Below are 19,433 nucleotides of genomic sequence, written 5' to 3' on the forward strand. Positions count from 1 at the left end.
CTCGCGCCAGGCCAGGCGCGCAGCACCCGGCGGCGTGCCGCACGACCGAGGGGCTGGCCCCGCGCCTACTGCCCCTCGATCCTTCCCAGCCGCCAGCTCCGTCAGGGCAGTCGCAGCTCGCTTGGCTCGTAACGGAGTTGGTAAGCACGGACGCCGCTGCCGTTCATTCGATAGATCGTGATACTTGACAAGAACTGCGCCTTGATGTCGAGAGTGCGCTGCCGCTCCTTCTCCGCAATCCCGCTGATCCACTCCTCGATATGCTCCGGCAGCTTGAAGGCCAGGCGGTAGGCGTCTTCATCTTCCCGGGGAGACAGCGTCCACTCGGCGGTCGCCGCCTGCCCCGAGCGCCGCAGGCGCACGGCGTGGTCGGGAGACTGCTCGACGTAGGACAGGAACTGCTCCTGGTCCTGGGCGGCCAACGGCAGGATGAACGGAGCCGAGGGGAATCCCAGCAGAAGCTCGGCCGCGGCGTACTGCTCCAAGGCATCGACGAAGTGCGTGAGGACCACGGTTGCCGAGGCTTTGAACTGCACAGCGTTGGTGTCGCCCGACAACGGCACCCCAGGCGGGCAGGTGCCGAGGGCCTCACGGAGCTCCCTACGCATCCACGCCACGGGAAAACGCCCCACAGCGTGATCTTCCTGTGCCTCGTACAGGTCAGCCGCCGCGGTCCTGATCGCCTTGCGCAGCCAGGTGAAGGACTCCCCGGACAGGTCCACCAGGGAAATCTGGTGGGCAAGCGCATACCGCTGCGCCTCTGGGGTGAAGCCGTTGGCGGAGAACAGCGCGTACGTGTACTGGTAGCGCCTCCTGGGCCGCGTGCCCTCATGGTCCATGAAGTTCTCGTTGACGTCGTGTAGAACGCCGTGGGCGTTGCGCACGACCTCCAGCCGGCACTTTTCCCGGTAGTACTTGGCCTCGAGGAACAGCCGGATGGGGAGGGAGAAGGCGGGTGTGAAGGCGAACTCCCCAAGCACGTCGACCTGGTGGACGGCACCACGGCCGCGAACACGAAGCGCGCCACCGGCTCCAGTAAGTTCGGCACGATCCTGCCGCTCGTCGACAAGCAGCCGGTAGCCGCTGTGCCGCAGCAGCCAGGCCAGCGCCTCCTCCAACAGGTATCCCCGTAGTGCTGATCGCTTCGCCATACCAACATTCCCCGCATCCGCCATCGCCAGCTGCTAGATGTGATCTTCTCATTGAAGCTCCGCCATCTTGAAGTGGCTGGTCAGCGGGGTGGCGTGACCTCATTTCGGGGTGCTCGTGCTGATCGTGGGCGGCAGTCTGTGTTGTAGATCGTCCGGCGGGGTGGTTTTGCCGATGAGTTCACCGTCCTCGAACGGTCTACCCAGCGACACGACCGTTCTCGACAGGAGTGCCATGTCCACCATCCAGCCAGTGATCATTACTGCAGACCAGGACGTTCTGCTCGGCTTCTATACGAAATTGTTCGGCGCAGAGGAGATCTTCCGGGTACCAGCGGAAGGCCCGGCCTTCTACCTCGGCTTGCGCATCGGCGACACCGACCTCGGGCTGGTGGCCAAAGCGAACCCGGGGACCGGGGCGGCGTCGCGGATCCTGCTCAGCATCGGTGTCGACGACGTCGACGAGACGCTCGGCCGGGTGGAGGCGCTGGGCGGCTCAGTCCGCGGCGGCCCCAACAACATGCCGTGGGGACAGCGCGTCGCCCACATCCAGGACCCCGACGGCAACCCGGTGAACCTCACTCAGCCGATCCCGGCCCGGTGACGCTGTTCTGGGGGCATGTGCTGATCGTGGGCTACCTGCGGTAGAGATCAATCACAAACCAGGCTCACGCTCATAGTCAGGGATGTCGTAGCCCTGATCGCAGAGCCACTGCCGGGTCACGGCAGCCTTCTGCCGGGCCTCCCCGTGGCGCTCTACGTCCTTCAGCAGCGCCCCGGCGTAGATGACCAGCTTCTCGGCTTCCTCCACCTCCTCAAGGACGCTGCGAGCCACGGTTTGAGCCGTGTCGTTGTCTAGGTTTCGGTGAGCGTGCCACAGCTCCTGGTTGCTCCTGGCTTGCAGTGCCGCAGCTCTCCGGTCCTCAGCGCCCGCTGATCCGACCGCATCCATCGCCTTCTCGTTCGCCGCATCGATCTCCCGAGCGAAGTAGGAGGTGATGACCTCCTCAGCAAGGTTCTGCCGGCGCTGCTCATCGTCTGTCACGTCCATGCCTCCTCATACTTCGTACTTCTTGGGCTCCTCACGCCTGTATGGCTTTGTGCTCATCGGCTGCTCCCCGGCGGGGCGCCCGGTAGCTCGCGCGCCCATGTAAGGACGCTCGGAGCGGTGCTACCAGCGACGTCGCCAAAACGGACATCACAGAGAGCACTCGCTCCGACCGCCCTGGTGACAGCCACGGGTCACCACCCTTAACTTGATCTCATGGCAGCTGGTGAGCGTCAACAAGAGAAGGGACGCGATGGTGTCCGCTTCGCGCGTGAATGGCTCGAGAGCACTACGCGAGTGCAGGTGCCGTGGGTTGTTTATGAGGTTCCGCATATGACCACCCTGACCCTCCTGGATGGCAGTAAAGAGTCTTGGGATCTAGCCGGCTTCTTCACGGGCGGCGGCAAGAGCATGTTCTACGCCGAGGTTAAGAATTACGAAACCGACGACCAAGGGACCCCGTATCGAGAATACCTCTCCGACTGCTACTCGGTGACAGCCAAGATGATTGAGGAGGGCGACGACAAGAAACATGAATTTATGTGGATCACTTGGCATCCTTTCGCGTTGAAGTCCTGGACTAAACTCTGCGACCCTTCGGCAATAGAAGATGCTCTGGGAAAGTTTCCCCAGAAGCTAGACGGGCGAGCTTATGATCCGGATATTGGACGTTTGGTGGCAGAGAGGCTCTGGCTCATAGTCCTTTCCCGGAGGCAAGAAGAGTTGATGATGGATCGAGACTATCTAGGCCACATTCGCCACTACCTGACCAGGGGAGCATAGGCAATGGGCTCGAATATTTCAGTTCAGATCCAAGACGCCTTGCAGCAATCATCATCCGAAGCAATCATTCGAGACGTCAAACATGCTGTCGCTCGGGAATTACAGGCTCTTGATCCGCGAGTCGCAATTAAGTCCACGGACTACTTCAATCACACATTCGTTCCCGATTTCGTGCTCGGTTGGGGTAGCGGGAATGAACAGGAGGCCCGTGACGTCTACCTTCGATTTGACATTAATAGCCCAGCCGTGTGGAGAGACTTGGAAAGTTTGAACGCCGAGTCTCCTGCGTTCATTGGGATTTCCGGCGACGCCAAAGAGCGTGCACGTACAGCGGATGTGGCTGGCGTATTCGATAATTGTCTGGTTTCGAGTACTGCGGCCCTGGAGCCAATTTCCAGCGAACGTGCTCGAACCCCGATCACACAGATGGTCAAGACGTCCCTTTTGCAGGGAGGTCGGGGATACCTTGTTGGTTCAGCGGCAATGCGGATGTCGCAGGTGGTCAGTCATGCCGACGAAGGTGTGGCGACCCTCAGCCAACCGACTGTTGCGGCTGTGATCAACTCATTGAGTAGTAGTTTCACTCCACCATTCTTCTCGCGCATGCAGAAAGTGATGAAGGTTCTGTGGGCAAGTCGCGGCGGTGATGCAGATGACTTCCCCGGTGAAGGGCGAGGCGGGGCGCTCTCGACTGGAGAGCTTTCCGAGATTCTGCCATTCATTCTCAAGTTGGATGAAATCCGCAACACCAGCTTCTGGCGGGAGCTGGGTGAAAACCTGAGTCTGCATGTCTTGGAAAACCTCGAGCACGTAGAGGCGGGATGCAACCTGAACTACCTCGTTAACGTTAATCTGGATCGGGTCAAAGCAAAGAGCATGGCACTTGACCGGTCTGAGCTGACTCTATTTGACGATGAGGAGGATCCGCTCCACTGGGAGATTGCCGATTCCACGCTAATTCTGGGGTCGCCAGAATTTGCACTCAGGTTCGTCAACGATCGTAGAAAGATTTCTCGACGCAACAGGGACCTCGGACGGGCGCCTCGCTGGGCTGAAATCGAGGATCGAATTAATCGATTCAGCGCTGAAGGTATCGAATTTACGGCGCCGACGAGCAAGCTGAGAATTCAGAGCAGTACGGCAGCCGGGTTAACCGACTCCACCGACATGAATGCCTTGAATTCTGCCCTTGGAGACCTTGCGCGCGTTAACTCAATCCAGTTGAGGGTTCCACATTCCAGGGAAATGCTGGAAATCAACTTTGATCGATCCGTGGTGGATTCGATCGAGGCGCCGATCGGACCCCATCTCCTGGCCCGGTATGGCCTAGATCTCCTCTATCAGGCATCGGATGAAGTTCTGGAGTACCTCAAGGAATTTGTGTCTCAGGCCGATGAACTCCCGTGGTGGCGAGGCAGTGAGGATGAGACGGATCAGTGAAGCTGCGCCATCTTGAAGTGGCTGGTCAGGGGCCTGGCATGACGCTGTTCCGGGGTGCTCGTGCTGATCGTGGGCGGCAGTCTGCGGTGTAGATCGTCTGGCGGGGCGGTTTTGTGGATTCCCGCCCGTCGTCGCGGGTGCCGCTCTTACGCTCCGGCGCATGATGGACCCGAGGCTGGAGCGGATCGCCGCGCGACGTGCGGAGCTGGACGGACTCGAAGAACAGCTGGCCAAGCAGTTGGCGGAGGTGCGGGCCGAGCGGGACGAGCTCGCCGTGGAGCGAGCAGATCGCCGATGAGCGGGCGGAGGCCGGGTCACCGGTCGTTCAGATGGCAGGCCGGGCGGTGCGGCTGGTCCCGGACCGTGTGCCAGGGGTGGCCCAGTCCGCGCGTCGGCGGAATACCAGCGCATCCTGACGGCCGTGCGGCAGGCCGCCGGTCCGGTCAGAACCCGGCAGATCGGCGAGGTGCTGGGCTTGGACACCGCGGTGCGGGGCGGGCTGGAGCCGCTGCGTCGGAAGCTGACGAAGCTGGCAGGCTCAGACCAAGTTTCGGCGCCACACCCCAGAAAGTCTCTCGTAGCGGTTTGTGTTGCTTCGCTGACGTCCTGTATCAGTCCGCTGGTTGTCGTAGGGGCGTGTCAGAGTTGAAACTGATGGTCGCCCGGGTGTCCAGGCTGCAGGGAGGGGCGTAGGTGCCGCAGTTTGACGGTTCCGATTCGCTGGGGTCGTTTGATCTTGATGGTCTGGTGGTTGCTGACCGGCTGAGGCTGTTCAACTTCACCCAGCGCGACGACGCGGCATCGTATCTGTGGGTGCTGCGGGCGATGAACGCGCTGCGGGCGGTTCATCAGGTGCAGGTGCACACCAGCGACGTGGCGGCGGCGCTGGAGGACCTGGCTGCCGGCCATGCCGACGTTCCAGCCGTTACCGATCTCAATCTGCGGGCGATGCTGGACGTCCTGTCTGGGGACCGGGACCGCGAACGGGACGGCGGCCGGGTCCTGTGCCGGGTGGAGGATGCCGCTCGGGCGGGAAGTCTGGCTGCGTACCGGAACCGGCAGTCGGTGTACCAGTTCACGGAGATCGGCTACCGGGCCTATATGGCGGTGGAGGATGTGCTCGGCGCGCGGGTTGAGGATGCCAACCTGTCCCGGCTGGTGTTCGCCGACATCCTGGCCGATCTCAAGGCCCTGGCCGCCGCGAACCTCAGTGCGGACCGGGAAGAGATCTACCGCAAGCTCTCCCGGCTGGACAGCGTGCTGGATGACATGGCCCGTCGGGCCGCACGGTTCTATCTGACGTTGAATGACGTGGCGCGGACCACGGACGTCTCTCCGGAGACGTTCCTGCGGCACAAGCACGCCCTACTGGCGCACATGAGCGATTTCTCCGCTGAGCTGGAGCGGTACGCGCCGCGCCTGGCTGACGCGGTCCGCGCGGTGGAGGACAGCGGGATCGAGACGCTGCTGGAGCGGGCGGCGGAGGCAGACGAGCGGCCGATGATGCGGCTGGAGGCGCGCCGGGAGGACTGGCGGCGGCGCTGGGTTGGGCTTCGCCAGTGGTTCCTGGCCAGTGAAGTGGCGGATTCGAAGGCAGAACAGTTGCAGGGGGCGACGCGTACGGCGATCTCAGGTGTGATCGCGTTGCTGCGGCAGGTCACCGAGTCGCGGCGGAGCGGGGTGAGCCGCACGACGCAGTTGCGGCATCTGGCGGCCTGGGTCGCGGGGGCGCCGGACGAGCAGGCGGCGAACGCGCTGATCGCTGCGGCGTTCGACCTGCGGTCGGCCCGGCATCTGGGCGGGGCCCATGACGATGGTGAGCAGATCTCGTCCCGTTCCACGTGGTGGGACGCTCCTGGCGTCGAGGTGAGCATCAGCTTGTTCCGGCATGGCAAGCGGCCCTCCCCTGGGGGGCCGCAGCCGATCCGTACGGAGCGCGGGGCACGCGCCCGGCTGCGGGAGAAACAGCGGGCAGTCCGGGCAGCTGAGCGGGCGGCGGCCGAGCAGCTGCTGGAGCACGGTCCCCATGAGCGGGTGCTGGACGAGGCCGAGACCCGGGCGGTGCTGAAGCTGCTCACCCGGGCGCTGGAGGCCCGGACCGTGGTCGCGGGGCAGCTGCGGTCGGCCACCGGGGCGAGCGATGTGATGACGTTGCGGCTCATCCCCAGCCAGACCGGCAGTCGGCTGCGCACTGTGCACGGCACGCTGGTGCTGCCCGGCTTCACGCTGGAGCTCGCCCCTGCCGGACCAGTCCGGCGCGGCGCGGCGGAGGCGGGCTGATGGCCACCGTTCACCGGGTCGCTGCGGCGGTGGAGCCGGCGCAGCTGGGCTCGTACCAGGAGGCCGCCCGGCTGGTGTTGCTGCACAGTGTGATCAGCGAGGGCCACCCTCGCCCTGGGGCGCTGGCGGTGGTGCTGCGCTGGGCGGACGAGCTGGCGGAGGACTTCCGCTCGCTGTTCGGCTACACCCTGCACATCACCGCCCGGCACGCGAGGCTGATTCGGCGTCTGGATGTGTTCGATGGCAGCCAGGCGATCGTCGCGGCCAACAGCGGCCGGAGGCCGTTCGACCGGCGACGGTTGGCGTACCTGTGTCTGGTGCTGGCGTGCCTGCACGGTTCCCGGGTCGAGATCGCCCTCGCCGACCTGGTGAAGGACTTCAGTCCGCACGCCAACGCCATCGATCACCTCGGCTTCGACCCGACCGCCCCTGGGCACAAGGACGCCATCGTGGACGTCATCGACTGGCTGGTGCAGTACGGGGTGCTACGCGTCTCGGACGGTTCGACCCAAGCCTGGGCCCGGGATCCGGATCGCGGGGACGCCCTGTTCGACATCGACCATGAGCTGTGCAGCGCACTGTTCCGTCCCGGCAAGCCCCTGCAGCACCTGACGAGCGCCGCCGGATTGTTGGAGATCCCGGCCAGCGGTGTCGGCCGCGATGCCCGACGCCGGCACGGCGCGCAGCGGGCGCGCCGCGCCGTCATCGAGCATCCGGTGGTGTACTTCGCCGACGCCGACCCGGAGACCGCCGCCGCACTGCGGCAGCCCACATTGGCGGAGGATTTGGTGCGGCTGACGGGATTGCAGATCGAGCGCCGGGCCGAGGGCATCATGCTCGTCGACACCACCGGTCACTTCACCGACAGGCGCTTCCCGGGCCGTGGCGGCGCGGTCAACCGTACGGCCGGGCTGCTCCTGGCCAAGATCGCCGACCTGCAGGAAGACCCCGACCGGTCCCGCGAGCTGAAGCGCATGCGACCGCCGGATCCCATGGAAGAGCACGCCGACCTGCTCGCCCGTATCGACCTGGCGCTGCCGCACGCCGGCACTCTGGCCGCTCTCGCGCTGGACGCACCCGCGGCCGACAGCAGCGCTTCGCCGGAAAGAGCCGAAGCCGACGACGCGGTGGCCGAGCCGCTCCGGGTCGTGGAGCTCCCCCTGGTCGAAGACGCCCGCCTGGTCGAGATGATCAACGAGCTCTATGAGGAGTTCGGTCCGGCCTCGTTCACCAACAAGTGGCAGGCCGACCCGCGTGGCCTGCTGACCGAGGCACTCGTCCTCCTCGCCGATCTGCGACTGGTGCACCCGGTGCCCGGCGGCGTGCTGGTCCGCCCGGCCGCCGGCCGCTACCGCAACATCACCGCCGTCCTGCCCCATCCGAAGACCGACGGGCAGTTCGCGTTCGACTTCTCCGCTGCGGAGGACACCTTCTGATGACGATGCTCGCCGAGCCCAGCCCATCTGGCGACGCTCCGACCGTCCGCTTCAAGCCCACACGCGCCGGGATCATCGGCCTGTGGGACTACCGGGACGAGGAGTTCGTCTTCGCCGACGGCCGTCTCGTCCTGCGCGGCCACAACGGGTCGGGCAAGACCAAGGCGCTGGAGGTGCTCTTCCCTCTGGTCCTCGACGGCAGCATCGACCCGCGCCGGCTGGATCCGTTCAGCGGCGAGGAACGCACGATGAAGTCCAACCTGCTCTACCGGGGCCAGGAATCGGCATACGGGTACGTGTGGATGGAGTTCACCCGAACCACCGCTGCCGGCGAACTGCTGGAGGCGGTGACCGTCGGCCTCGGCTTGCTGGCTCAGAAGAGCAAGGAACGCCCGGGCCGCTTCTTCTTTGTCTCCGATGGCCGGATCGGCGTGGACTTCGGCCTGCTCACCGCCGACTCCCGCCCGCTGCGCAAGAAGGAACTGGAGAAGCTCCTCGGCCCGGACGCTGTCTGCAAGACGGCCACCGAGTACCGGGAGGCCATCGATGACCGCCTGTTCGGCCTGGGCCGTCAGCGCTATGCCCAGCTGATCAACCTGCTGCTCCAGCTGCGCCGCCCGTTGCTGGCCAAGGACCTCGACCCGGACAAGCTCTCCGACACCCTGACCGCCGGGCTGCGGCCAGTCGACGATGCCCTGATCGCACAAGCCGCACGGGATTTCGAGAACCTCGCCGAAATCCAAGCCGTCCTGGACTCCCTGACCAAGGCCGATGGTGCCGTCCAGGACTTCCTTCGGGACTACACGGCCTACCTGCGGGCGCACGCCCGGGACCGCATCGAGCAGATCAACGCACGCTGCGAAGCCACGACCGGTCACTGCGACAAGATCGCCACAGCGGCCCAGGACCGACGTGCGGCGGACGCGGCCCTCCAGGCCGCGAAGACAGACCGGGACGAGGCAGGGGCGAAGCGTAAGAAGCTCGGCGCCCACGTGGAAGGGCTGCGCAACCACGACGCGCTGCAGCAGGAGGTCGGGCTGCGAGAGCTCCGTGACCGCGTCCGTGGCGAGGGCAAGGACATCGCCAGCACCGAAAGCCGCCTAGAGAAGATGCGGCAGCGCGTGGCCCGCCTGACATCTGAGGCAGACGGGGTCGAGAAAGGGCTCGATCAGCTGCGTGGAGCTGCCGACCGGCACACGCAGACTCTGTTGTCGGCAGGGCAGGCCGCCAGTCTGGTCACCGACGACGACCCGCTGGACCTCACCGTTGATCTTCTGACCCACGTCGAGAGCCGGGCCACGGTACGCCGCCATGACATCGGTGAGGTACGCGGCTACCTGGACGCGGCCGAACGCGCTGCACAGGACCAGCGCCGTGAACAGGTCCGGTTCGACGCCGCCGACAAGGAGGTCACGGACTACGACATCGCCTGCACCCAGTCCGCCGACATTCTCGCCGCCGCCCGGTCCGATGCCGACGCCGAGCTGCGGAAGATGATCGACCGCTGGACGGGCACGGACCCGACCGCCGTCCTCATCCCCATGGACGCACCAACTCTCGTCGACGCGCTGGAAGCCGTCGGCGAGCCGGATGCGCCCGCGCTGCCCGAGGTCTTCCGTTCACTCACCGACGAACGCCGCACCAGCGCTCTTTCCCAGCAGGAATCCCTCAAGCGCCGCCATACCGAGACGCAGGGACAGCTCGCGGCGGTCCGCGCCGAGCGCGCGCAAGTGGCCGCCGAACGAGATGACGCTCCCCCCGCCAGCGACTTGCGCCCGGCAGACCGTAACGGTCGTGCCGGCGCCCCACTGTGGCAACTCATCCGCTTCGCCGACCACGTGCCACACGAGCAGGCCGCAGCGGTGGAAGGTGCCTTGTATGGGGCGGGGCTGCTCACAGCCTGGCTTCACCCCCACGCCGACGCCACCGTGCAGGCCTTCACCGACAGCGAGTCCGACGGCTACCTGCTGCCACTGCCCGCTGCCCAGCGCCCCACCGGCCAGACCCTGGCCGATGTCCTCGTCCCTGAGGAACAGTCCCGCGTCCCGGCCGAAGCCGTCGCCGCGGTCCTGGCCTCGGTGCGTCTCACCGACGACCTCTCCCCCGACATCGGCGAGACTCCCGCGGTAAGCAGCCGAGCGCAGTTCACCCTGGGGATCCAGCTCGGCGCTCACCCGAAGGTCCGGCCCGAGTACATCGGCGCCACCGCTCGCGCCGCCCGGCGCCGCGAACGCCTGCACGCCTTGGACGAGACGATCAGCGCGCTGGAAGACGATCTCGCCGACCTGGTCGCCGCGCAGCAGGCCGCCGCCGAGACCGTGGCGGACTTCGACACCGCTCGCCAGCAACTGCCGCCCACGGCGTCGATCGCCAAAGCCGTCCGTGACGTCGAGGTCACCGCCGTCCAGCTCGCCGGCGCCCGGAAACGGAGGGATGCCGCACACCGGGCCCTCGATCTGGCCATCGCCAACACCCACGACAAAGAGCGCCAACTGCGCCGCGCCGCCACCGCGGCCGGCCTGCCCGCCCAGCGCGAAGCACTCGCCGACGTCGAACGCGCGGTCAACGATTTTGTCACCGCCGGCAATGACCTCCACACCACGCGATCCACCATCCGCGGCACCGAGAAAGATCTTGACGACCGCCGTGCGAGCATCGCCGAGCAAAGCCAGGACTATGCCGAACAAACCGAGGCGCTGACCACTCGCAAGGCCGACCATGAGGCCTTGGTGGAACGCCTGCGCACCGAGGAAGCGCTACTGGACGCTCCCTTGCGCGATCTTCAAAGGCAGCTCGAGGAAGCCCAGAGCGCGCTGGAGGAAGCCAATACGGCCCACGACCAGGCCGACGCGGAGGCCCAGGCGCAGCAGACTCGCCTCACCACCGCCGAGAACGCCCTGGAGCACATCAGCGAAGCCCTCACCACAGCCCTGGACGAACAACTGCGCACCACGGCCGGCCTCAAGCCGTACACCCGCCCCGACCTGCTTCGCCTGCTGGAAGCCCCCACCGACACCCCCTGGTCGCCCGTCAGCGCGTGGCCCACCGCCGAACAGGCCGCCGCCCAGGTGATCACCCAGCTCACCGCACACCCACCGCAGCTGTCCCCGGATGACGCCGCCCGCAGCGCCCTGCCGTCCACCACGGTCACGCTCCTGGACGCCGTCGATACCGCCACCCACGGCCGACGGGCCACCGAGAACGTTCTCAAGACCACCACCACGAAGATCTCGACCGCCCTGACCGACCTCGAAAACGCGCTCGCGGAATCCGATCAGGGCTACCACCTGGAGTGGGAACCGGACGGCGACATCATCCTCGCCCGCGTCTCCGACGCCGAAGGCCCCGCCCCCGTCGCCGAGTTCGGTCGCCGCCTGGCCGAGCAGGTCGCCGACCAGCACATCCTGCTGGAAGACCGCGAACGCACCGTCATGGAAGACGCCCTGCTGACCGGACTGGCCCAGCAGATCCACTCCCGCACCATCGAGGCACGCAACCTGGTCAAGGCCATGGACGCCGACACCCGCGCCAAACCCATGTCCTCCGGCACCACCGTCGGCATCCGCTGGGTGCAGTCCGACGCGCTCACCGACGAACAGCGCGCCGTCAACCAGCTGCTGAAGAAGGACGCAGCCGCCCTGGGCCCCGCCGGACTGGCCGAACTGCGCTCCCTCCTACGCGCCCAGATCCGCGCCGGCAAAGCACGCGACCGCCGCAAGACGTACCAGCAGATCATCGCCGACGTCCTGGACTACCGCTCCTGGCGCACCTTCGAACTGCTGCTGTCCCGGCCCGGCGAGAAGGAGGAAAAACTCACCCGCTCCAAGCACAGCGAGATGTCCGGCGGCGAGAAATCCGCCTCCATCCACCTTCCGCTGTTCGCCGCCGCCCACGCCCAGTACGGCTCCGCCCATCCCACCTGCCCCCGACTGATCGCCCTCGACGAAGCCTTCGCCGGCATCGACGAGCAGTACCGCCCCGATCTGCTCGCCCTGACCGTCAAGTTCGATCTCGACCTGTTCATGACCGGCCACGACCTGTGGGTCACCTATCCCACCGTTCCCCGTATCGCGCACTACGACATGAACTACGACAAGGCCAGCCATACCGTCTCCGCCATGCTCATGCTCTGGGACGGACAGCAGATCCTCGACGACCTCGGCTATCCCGGATCCGATGAACTGGCTGCCTCTCTCCTCGGCTTCACGCCCAGCCGGCATGCCCCCGCCGCTGACGGCCTGCTCGCCGGCCTGGACGACCACGCCGCCCCAGATGATCAGCCGGACGAAGAAGCGGACGAGGCATGACCACCCCTGTGACAGCCAGTGAGCGCTACCTGCAGCCCGAATACGCACGCCTGCTGGCAGCCGCACGCCGCTCACTGGAACGCACCGGCGGACGCCTCGACGGCACCATCAGCGTCAGCGCACCGAACGACGCCGAACGCGAAGCCCTCATCGGTCTCACCGGCACCTACCGCCCACCCGGCACCGCAAAGATCACTGTTCGGCTCGCCGACCTCGACGCCGCCATCCACACCGCCACCGGGGCCCCGCTCGCAGACCTTCTCACCCAAGTCGGCGGACCGTTGCGCAACCGCCCCGCCGAGAAGTCTGCCCTCCAGCACACCCGCACACAGCTCCTCGCCCAAGCCGAGGCCAGCCCACTCCACGCCAGACACCCCTGGTACCGGGCCTGGTTGAGCGACCTCGCAACCGACGGAACAGTGACCACCCTGATCAACAAAGGCGACACACCAGCACTCGCCCGCGCCATCCGGGTCCTGGAACACCTCGACGCCCGCCCCGCCGACACCCCGCCGCTCATGCTGCCGGCCCTTGCCGAGACCGCCACCGGCGACACAAAAGCCCTCAACCACGGCCGCGGCCCTCTGCCCAACCTCGTCCTACGTGCCCTGACCCACGCCCACAGCGTCCCCCTACCGTCCACCGCCGAAGAACGCCGGGAACTCTGGGACGCCTTCGATGTCATCGTCGACGACCTCGCCAGCCGCGTCCTCGTCCTCAACCTCCCCGCCCGCGGACAGGGTCTGGGCGAATGGCTCACCGGCGCCGCCACCTACGGAACCCCCTTCCACATCACCCTCCACCAACTGGTCACCCTGCCCATCACGGTCAACCTGCCCACCGTCTACGCCTGCGAGAACCCAGCCGTCCTGCGCCGCGCCGCACAAGAACTCGGCCCCGACAGCCCACCGCTGATCTGCGCAGAAGGCCGCCCCTCCACCGCCTTCCACCGCCTCGCGCGCGCCATCACCTTCGGCGGCGGAACCCTGCTGTACCACGGCGACTTCGACTGGCCCGGCATCGACATGACCAACCAGCTCACCACTCGCCACAACGCCCGCCCGTGGATGATGACCGCAGCCGACTACAACACCGGCATCGCCCAGGACGACGACCACATCCAACTCCGCGGTAAGCCGCAGTTCACGCCCTGGGACCCAGAACTCGCACACGCCATGAAACACGCCAACCAGGCTCTCTACGAAGAGGCCGTCGCCGACGCCCTCCTCAACAGCCTGACGGCATCTGGGACTGGAAGCTGACCCGCCTGCGCGATTCCAAGACAGAGCAAGTCAGCACCGCCCGCCAGAGCCTCTCGCACAGGGCATAGGTGCCCCTGCGGAGTGCCGACCGTGGCAAAACAATTTGGTTGCTGGCGAAAGGCGCTGCCTGCTGCACTGACGGTATGGCGACGACGATCACCAGCGAGACCCGGGCCACGTTCCGCCGACAGGGGTTCGTGGTGATTCCCGGTGTGCTCAGCGGCGAGCAGATCACTGCAGGGCGCAAGATCATCACTGCGCTGCTGGAGCAGCATCCCTCCGCCGACGATCACGTCGGACCGTATTTCCTGTGGCCACGCTTCGCTGCGGAGGGTCATCCGCTGCTCGACTTCTACCGCGAGACCGGCATCGGGGAGCTCGCCGCCCAGCTGCTGCGTTCGGATCTCGTCGTCGAGGACCCAAATTTCGCGCAGGTGGCGACGACAATCCCGCCCTGGCCGCACCGGCCGGGCGGTCCCCACGTCGACGGCTTGACGCCGTGCGAACCGGACGGGCGCCCCGGCTCCTTCTCGCTGTTGGCCGGCGTATGGCTCACCGATCATGACCGGCCACACCGAGGGAACCTGTGGATCTGGCCGGGCACACATCTGCGATTCGGGCAGTACCTCGTCGAACGCGGTGCGGATGCCCTGGCACACGTCGAGGAGATGAATCCGGGCCCGTACCCGAAGATCGAGCTCGGCGAGCCGCTGCAGGCGGTCGGCCCCGCCGGCAGCGTACTGTTCGCGCACTACCTGCTCGCTCACAACATCGGCAACCACGACGGTACGGCCGACGGGCGGCGGCGCGAGACGGTGTACTACCGGCTCCACGCAGCTGGCCACCGGGAGCGCTGGCAGCAGGTGGTCACCAACCCGCTCGCCGAATTCCGCTCATAGGGAACGATGCGGGGCGTCCAGGCTGGCGTGTGGTGTCGGTCAACCAGGTCTGGCTGGGCTCGCCCTGTCGAAGCGCCAGTCGTGCGTACGGGGCTCCATCGCAAGATCGGGATCGAGCCCGTTCACGTGTACGCCGGCACCGGGCCGAGTCTCACTGCGCGGGGCGCGGTCCGGAGGGGACGTGGATCACTGCTGATCACTCGATTGTCGGGGTAGACCGACTGCCAGCAGGCGTTCATGGACCACGTCAGCGGCCCGGAACACCGAATGGCTCATTCTCAAATGACCATTGCGGTGGTGATATCACCTCAGGGATAGGGAGTCAGGCCGCCCGTGGTCCATGGTGGTCCTCCGCCACCTGCTGGGCTGCTGTCGGATTGCTTGGGTATCTGCGGACGCGCCCGGTGAAGTCGGCGAGCGATCCGCTCACTTATGGGAGATCGCGTCGATGCCCTAGCGCTCCCGCCCCGCGAGAGGTCACAGCCATGCCCCGGTTGCCCGGAGATTCGCCCTATGCGTTCACTGTCCTGCCCTCGGTCGAGGCGGTGCCAGCCGCGCGAGACCGTGTTGTCAACCGTGCGCAGCGGCTTGGGCTGGCCTTGGATAAGGAACTGAGCAACGACCTGCGGTTGCTCACCGGGGAAGTGGTCGCGAACTCGGTCACGCACACGCAGGCCGCGTGCGTGGTATCCGTGCAGTGGACCGGAGAGCGGCTGCGCGTGGAAGTCACCGACGTTGACCCCACCTTGGTACGTCCGTCCCAGGCCGAGGCGATGGACGAAAACGGGCGGGGTCTCTTCCTCGTTGACGCATTGGCAACCGACTGGGGATCACAGCCTTGTACAGCGGGTAAGAAAACTTGGTTCGAACTGGCGATCCCCGCTTTCGTAGAGGAGACCGCAGCCGTGACCGCCTCACACTCTGATGCCGCTGCAAGGCATCCCGTGCCAATAGCCGGTGCACCTGCACGAGTCGAGCATCACGCAGCCTGAGCTGCCCCACTCGAGCTGATCTCCACCCTTACGCAACGCTGTTGGCACACCTGTGGCGTCACGAACGGACACATGCACGGCCGCCTGGCGACTGACCCGGAGCTGGAGTAGGCGGCGGGGTCACTGAGAGGAGGCCGCATCCTCACCGCGGCCCGTCGCCTCACCCCGTCGGAAAACCACGGGCGCAGTCCGTGAGGGCGCGGGATCATGAGGCATGCGCCCGGACGACTGGCACCTCACCGATGACGTCGACAGCTTCCTAGCCCGTGCAGGAGACTTCCTGCACTCGCGACCCGCCCTACACACCATCCCCCTGACGGTGACCGAGGCGCTGCGTACGCGCGGAGCACACGCATACGGCGCCGAAGACCCTGTCTTCGGCAGCCTGGAGAGGGCGGGCGAGGTCCGCGCGACCTACTTCCGCACCCCGCCCCACCGCCTGAACCTCACCCCCCTCACCCCCGACGAGTCCGACGCCCTCGCCGCCCATCTGGCCGGCCTCGGCCTCCCCATTCCCGGCGTCAGCGCGGACCGCGACACCGCCGCCGCCTTCGCCGAGGCCTGGCAACGGCACACGGGCGCGACGCCAACACTCCACGAGCGCCAGCGGCTGTACCGCCTCGGCACGCTCACCCCGCCGGAGCCGCATCCGGAGGGCCGGGGCCGGGTCGCGGGCAAGCAGGACCGCGATCAACTCATGTGCTGGCACGGAGAGTTTGCCGCAGCCCTCGGAGCAGTCCCCTCCGCGGACTCCAGCTCCTGGGCCGACACACGCATCGCCCACGGACGCATCACGTTCTGGGAGACCCCGGACGGCACCCCCGTCTCCATGGCGGGGGTGACCCCGATGGTCGCCGGCCAGATCAGGGTGGCCCCCGTCTACACCCCGGCCCACCTGCGCGGCCGCGGCTACGCGGGCGCCGCGACGGCCGAGGTCAGCCGGGCTGCACTGGCGGCGGGCGCGGCGGAGGTGCTGCTGTTCGCGGACCTGGCCAACCCCACCAGCAACGGCCTGTACCAGCGGGTCGGCTACCGCCCGGTGACGGACTTCGCGGTGTACGACTTCTAGGCACAACCGGCGGATCACGTCGACGGGAGGCGGCGGAGGCTTCTCAGTCGTGCCCGCCATCGCCCTCGGGTGGCGAAGTCGCGCGGGTTGCCGCCCGACTCAGAACGTCCAGCTGCGCCGGTCGGACAGCCATCGCAGAGCGACTTCGCCGCACCAAGTCTGGTGCTGGCGAATGTATGGGGACCAGTCCGCTGGGGGCTGTGCTCCGGAGACCAGGAAGAAGCCCGAGAGTGCAGCCAGGGCTGAGTCGAGCTGCTCGTCGTCGACTCCACGGCCGGTGGGGTGGCTCCCGAAGAGGGGCGTGGCATCGTGCCCGTCGGCGTGCGCTGTGGCCAGGAGGAGCACCAGGTCGAACCAACTCGCTCCAAGACACGGCCAGTTCCAGTCGCAGATCCACGCAGATCCGTTCGTATCGAGAAGGACGTTGTCCTGACGTAGGTCATGGTGGAGGACTGCATGTCCTGCCACGGCTTGTCGCCAGTGGGTTTCCAGCTCGGCCAGGACGTCGAGCCTGTTGGTAGGCACCCATTCCGGCAAGATGCTCGGGCTGGTGGCGCCTCCGGTGAGGTCACGCCAGTCCGCGAAATCGCTGCCGTCACCGATCGGCTTGAGCCCGACCTTCTGGAGTGCCGCCGAGGACGTGGAGAGCGCCTCGGCCTTGATGGTGCATGCGTCGAGGGTTGAGGCAAGCTCGTCAGGTTTCCAGGGAGCGGCCGGCATGCGGCCACCATGGATCGCGTCGAAGCCAAGGATGATCCATCCGTCTTCCGTCTCCTCAGTCCACCGCAGGCGGGGGGCCGGAACCTCAATCGGCAGGGCTTGGTTGATCAATGCCTCGCGCTGGTAGCAGTCGGCGATCACCGCGTTGTCGTTGGCGTTGACCGCCTTGACGAACTCGGGCTCGCCAACTCCACGGAGCACGGCGGCGAAACCGCTGGTGAACCCGCTTCCGGCGCTCGGCCCTGCGTCCACCACACCACCCAGGCGTCGGGAGATGAGCTGACGGATGTCCTGCGGGAGGTCGTCCCAGCGCGGGCGCACGGCAGTGGCGCTGTACTGGAGACGCGGGGTGATGGTGTTCGGCATTCCGTCAGAGTGAGGGAAGTACATCGGTCTGCGCGACGGATTTCTCACGAGCACCTGGCAGGTCCACCCGGTGACGGCCAACACCTCGCTTGCGATGTGTAGGACGGATCGGCCATCGGTCATCACCCTCACGGTGTCTGCGGCGCCGCTGCCAGCCTCATCGCGGGATGTCCCCGCGGTTCCTGGCACACCGCCGCTGTACCCGGCTGAGCAATATCGGCTCGAACGGCCGGATGGACGCTATTCGCCCGTGGAGCCCGCCATCCGGCGCGGTTTGGGTATGTGAATCTTCGGAACCGGACAGATGCCCGTTGTGCTACGGCGTTGTGATGGCTGCGAGGTTCCGGGCGGTGGTGCTGTCTTCGCAGGCGGCGGTGGTGAAGACAGCGAGGTCAGCGCCGCGAGAGAGCCGTCGACGCAGAGCCACGAAGCTCGTGATGGATGCTAGGCCGCAGCATCGGTCCGGTGAGTTCTGGCGGAGCTTGCAGACCATCCAGCAGTTGAATGATCTTGTCGATGTTGGTCAGCTTGCGGGCTCCGGACTCGAGCATCGACAGGAAGGCCTGACTCAAGCCGGTGATTGCGGCTATGTCGTCTTGGCGGATCCCACCGTGCTGCCTGATCAGCTGGCACATGCGCCCGAAGTCTCGGTTGATCAAGGCTTGCCGGACATCGGGTAACTGCCAGACGCCCATGGGGACGCTGCACGCGGTCCGTGCCTGGTGCCGGTTGTCGCGACTGCAACCGGCACACAGGTCTTCCCTGTTGTACCGACTCAGACGGCATCGGCAGAGGCTGCAGAGCCGGGTGGCACCAGCAGGTGCGGGAGCGCTTCTCACGGCGTTCACGACGATGTGCTCCGTGCCCGACGGCGAGAGGGCGGCATCTGACGAGTGTCGAGACGAGTAGTCACTGCCGGCCATCCCATCCGTGCGTGCGTTCGGGCAGCTCCTGGATGCGTCACCCAGGCCTTCGTGTCGAGGAGCGCTGTGCTCAATCCCTGATCGGGCACCCGTTGCCTCCGGTAGTCGGTGATGCCCTCAGACTGGCGCCAGTCATAGCGAAGGACCCGGACAGACTGTCCGGGTCCAATTCCTCTTGGTTTTAGCGTTATTGAAGGGTCGTCAGGAGATAATCCTGTCGGCCTCATTCAGTACCGCTTCCCACGGGTACCGGCGCCCCGGCATCCCTGCCCGCGGCTCGGCGAGCGGCCACACCTCGTCTCCGTAGATCAACCGCACCCCTGAATCGTGAAGGGCTTTGATGTGCCCCTCCCATGCGGGGTGGCGAGTATGCGCGGCGTTCACCCGGGGCCAGACGACTACCGGGAGGTCCAATGTCCCGATGGCTTCGTTGACCTGCGTCAACGCCTGGTTGTCTGAGATACCTAGGGCGAGCTTGGCGACGGTGTTGGCACTGGCCGGGGCGACGACGTAGCAGTCGACTGGCGGATGCGGCCGGGAGTCACCCGGCAGGCGTGATTCGGCCCGTACGGGAAGGCCGGTCAGCCCTTCGAGCTCCGTCGTCTCCCCGCTCGCGCGGAGCCACTGACCTGCGGTCGGTGTGAGCGTGACCGCGACCGTCCAGCCCCGTTCGAGCGCCGGGACCACGAGCCCTGTACGCAGTTCCTCGATCCCGCCGGCGCTCGATCCGACGACGCCCAGCACCTTGCCCTGCATCGAA

At 66.5% G+C, this 19,433-nt stretch carries 16 protein-coding genes; 11 read left to right on the forward strand and 5 right to left on the reverse strand.

The window, feature by feature from the left end; translation table 11 throughout:
* Positions 1-101: 101 nt before the first annotated feature.
* A complete protein-coding gene (locus ACWGJB_RS26350) occupies positions 102-1,151 on the reverse strand; it encodes a hypothetical protein (protein ID WP_453382555.1) in 1,050 nt (349 codons plus the stop codon).
* A 232-nt stretch (positions 1,152-1,383) separates the two neighbouring features.
* Here ACWGJB_RS26350 and ACWGJB_RS26355 point away from each other — a divergent pair, with 232 nt between their 5' ends.
* Positions 1,384-1,752, forward strand: coding sequence for a VOC family protein (locus ACWGJB_RS26355; RefSeq protein ID WP_384460317.1), 369 nt, complete (start codon positions 1,384-1,386; stop codon positions 1,750-1,752).
* Between the two features lie 51 nt (positions 1,753-1,803).
* On the opposite strand, the gene ACWGJB_RS26360 is transcribed toward ACWGJB_RS26355, so the two are convergent.
* Entirely contained in the window at positions 1,804-2,199 is a 396-nt protein-coding gene (locus ACWGJB_RS26360) for a hypothetical protein (protein ID WP_453382556.1), read from the reverse strand.
* A 213-nt stretch (positions 2,200-2,412) separates the two neighbouring features.
* On the opposite strand from ACWGJB_RS26360, the gene ACWGJB_RS26365 reads away from it, so the two are divergent.
* From ACWGJB_RS26365 to ACWGJB_RS26410, 10 genes are all read left to right on the forward strand, one after another.
* A complete protein-coding gene (locus ACWGJB_RS26365; protein WP_453382557.1) occupies positions 2,413-2,979 on the forward strand; it encodes a hypothetical protein in 567 nt (188 codons plus the stop codon).
* A gap of 3 nt (positions 2,980-2,982) precedes the next feature.
* Complete coding sequence (locus ACWGJB_RS26370) at positions 2,983-4,419, forward strand: hypothetical protein (protein ID WP_453382558.1); 1,437 nt, start codon at positions 2,983-2,985, stop codon at positions 4,417-4,419.
* A gap of 160 nt (positions 4,420-4,579) precedes the next feature.
* Positions 4,580-4,717 carry a hypothetical protein gene (locus ACWGJB_RS26375; protein ID WP_453382559.1) on the forward strand — a complete coding sequence of 46 codons (138 nt, stop codon included), beginning with the start codon at positions 4,580-4,582 and terminating at the stop codon, positions 4,715-4,717.
* 395 nt (positions 4,718-5,112) lie between these two features.
* Positions 5,113-6,699 (forward strand): TIGR02677 family protein, encoded by a 1,587-nt coding sequence (locus tag ACWGJB_RS26380; protein ID WP_453382560.1) that lies wholly within the window; start codon positions 5,113-5,115, stop codon positions 6,697-6,699.
* Positions 6,699-8,135, forward strand: a complete 1,437-nt coding sequence (locus ACWGJB_RS26385; RefSeq protein WP_453382561.1) for a DUF2398 family protein — start codon at positions 6,699-6,701, stop codon at positions 8,133-8,135. Before ACWGJB_RS26380 ends, ACWGJB_RS26385 begins: the two co-directional genes overlap by 1 nt.
* A complete protein-coding gene (locus tag ACWGJB_RS26390; protein ID WP_453382562.1) occupies positions 8,135-12,442 on the forward strand; it encodes a TIGR02680 family protein in 4,308 nt (1,435 codons plus the stop codon). Before ACWGJB_RS26385 ends, ACWGJB_RS26390 begins: the two co-directional genes overlap by 1 nt.
* On the forward strand, positions 12,439-13,704 hold the full coding sequence (locus tag ACWGJB_RS26395) for a TIGR02679 family protein (RefSeq protein WP_453382563.1): 1,266 nt from the start codon (positions 12,439-12,441) through the stop codon (positions 13,702-13,704). Before ACWGJB_RS26390 ends, ACWGJB_RS26395 begins: the two co-directional genes overlap by 4 nt.
* Positions 13,705-13,847: 143 nt before the next feature.
* Entirely contained in the window at positions 13,848-14,603 is a 756-nt protein-coding gene (locus ACWGJB_RS26400; protein WP_453382564.1) for a phytanoyl-CoA dioxygenase family protein, read from the forward strand.
* A 485-nt stretch (positions 14,604-15,088) separates the two neighbouring features.
* On the forward strand, positions 15,089-15,595 hold the full coding sequence (locus ACWGJB_RS26405) for an ATP-binding protein (RefSeq protein WP_453382565.1): 507 nt from the start codon (positions 15,089-15,091) through the stop codon (positions 15,593-15,595).
* A gap of 214 nt (positions 15,596-15,809) precedes the next feature.
* Positions 15,810-16,664 (forward strand): GNAT family N-acetyltransferase, encoded by an 855-nt coding sequence (locus ACWGJB_RS26410; protein WP_453382566.1) that lies wholly within the window; start codon positions 15,810-15,812, stop codon positions 16,662-16,664.
* 99 nt (positions 16,665-16,763) lie between these two features.
* On the opposite strand, the gene ACWGJB_RS26415 is transcribed toward ACWGJB_RS26410, so the two are convergent.
* From ACWGJB_RS26415 to ACWGJB_RS26425, 3 genes are all read right to left on the reverse strand, one after another.
* Entirely contained in the window at positions 16,764-17,750 is a 987-nt protein-coding gene (locus tag ACWGJB_RS26415) for a phosphotransferase family protein (protein ID WP_453382567.1), read from the reverse strand.
* A 392-nt stretch (positions 17,751-18,142) separates the two neighbouring features.
* Entirely contained in the window at positions 18,143-18,445 is a 303-nt protein-coding gene (locus tag ACWGJB_RS26420) for a helix-turn-helix domain-containing protein (protein WP_453382568.1), read from the reverse strand.
* 429 nt (positions 18,446-18,874) lie between these two features.
* Positions 18,875-19,429 carry a flavoprotein gene (locus ACWGJB_RS26425; RefSeq protein WP_453382569.1) on the reverse strand — a complete coding sequence of 185 codons (555 nt, stop codon included), beginning with the start codon at positions 19,427-19,429 and terminating at the stop codon, positions 18,875-18,877.
* Between the last annotated feature and the right edge of the window lie 4 nt (positions 19,430-19,433).

The sequence above is a fragment of the Streptomyces sp. NPDC054813 genome (assembly GCF_053611365.1).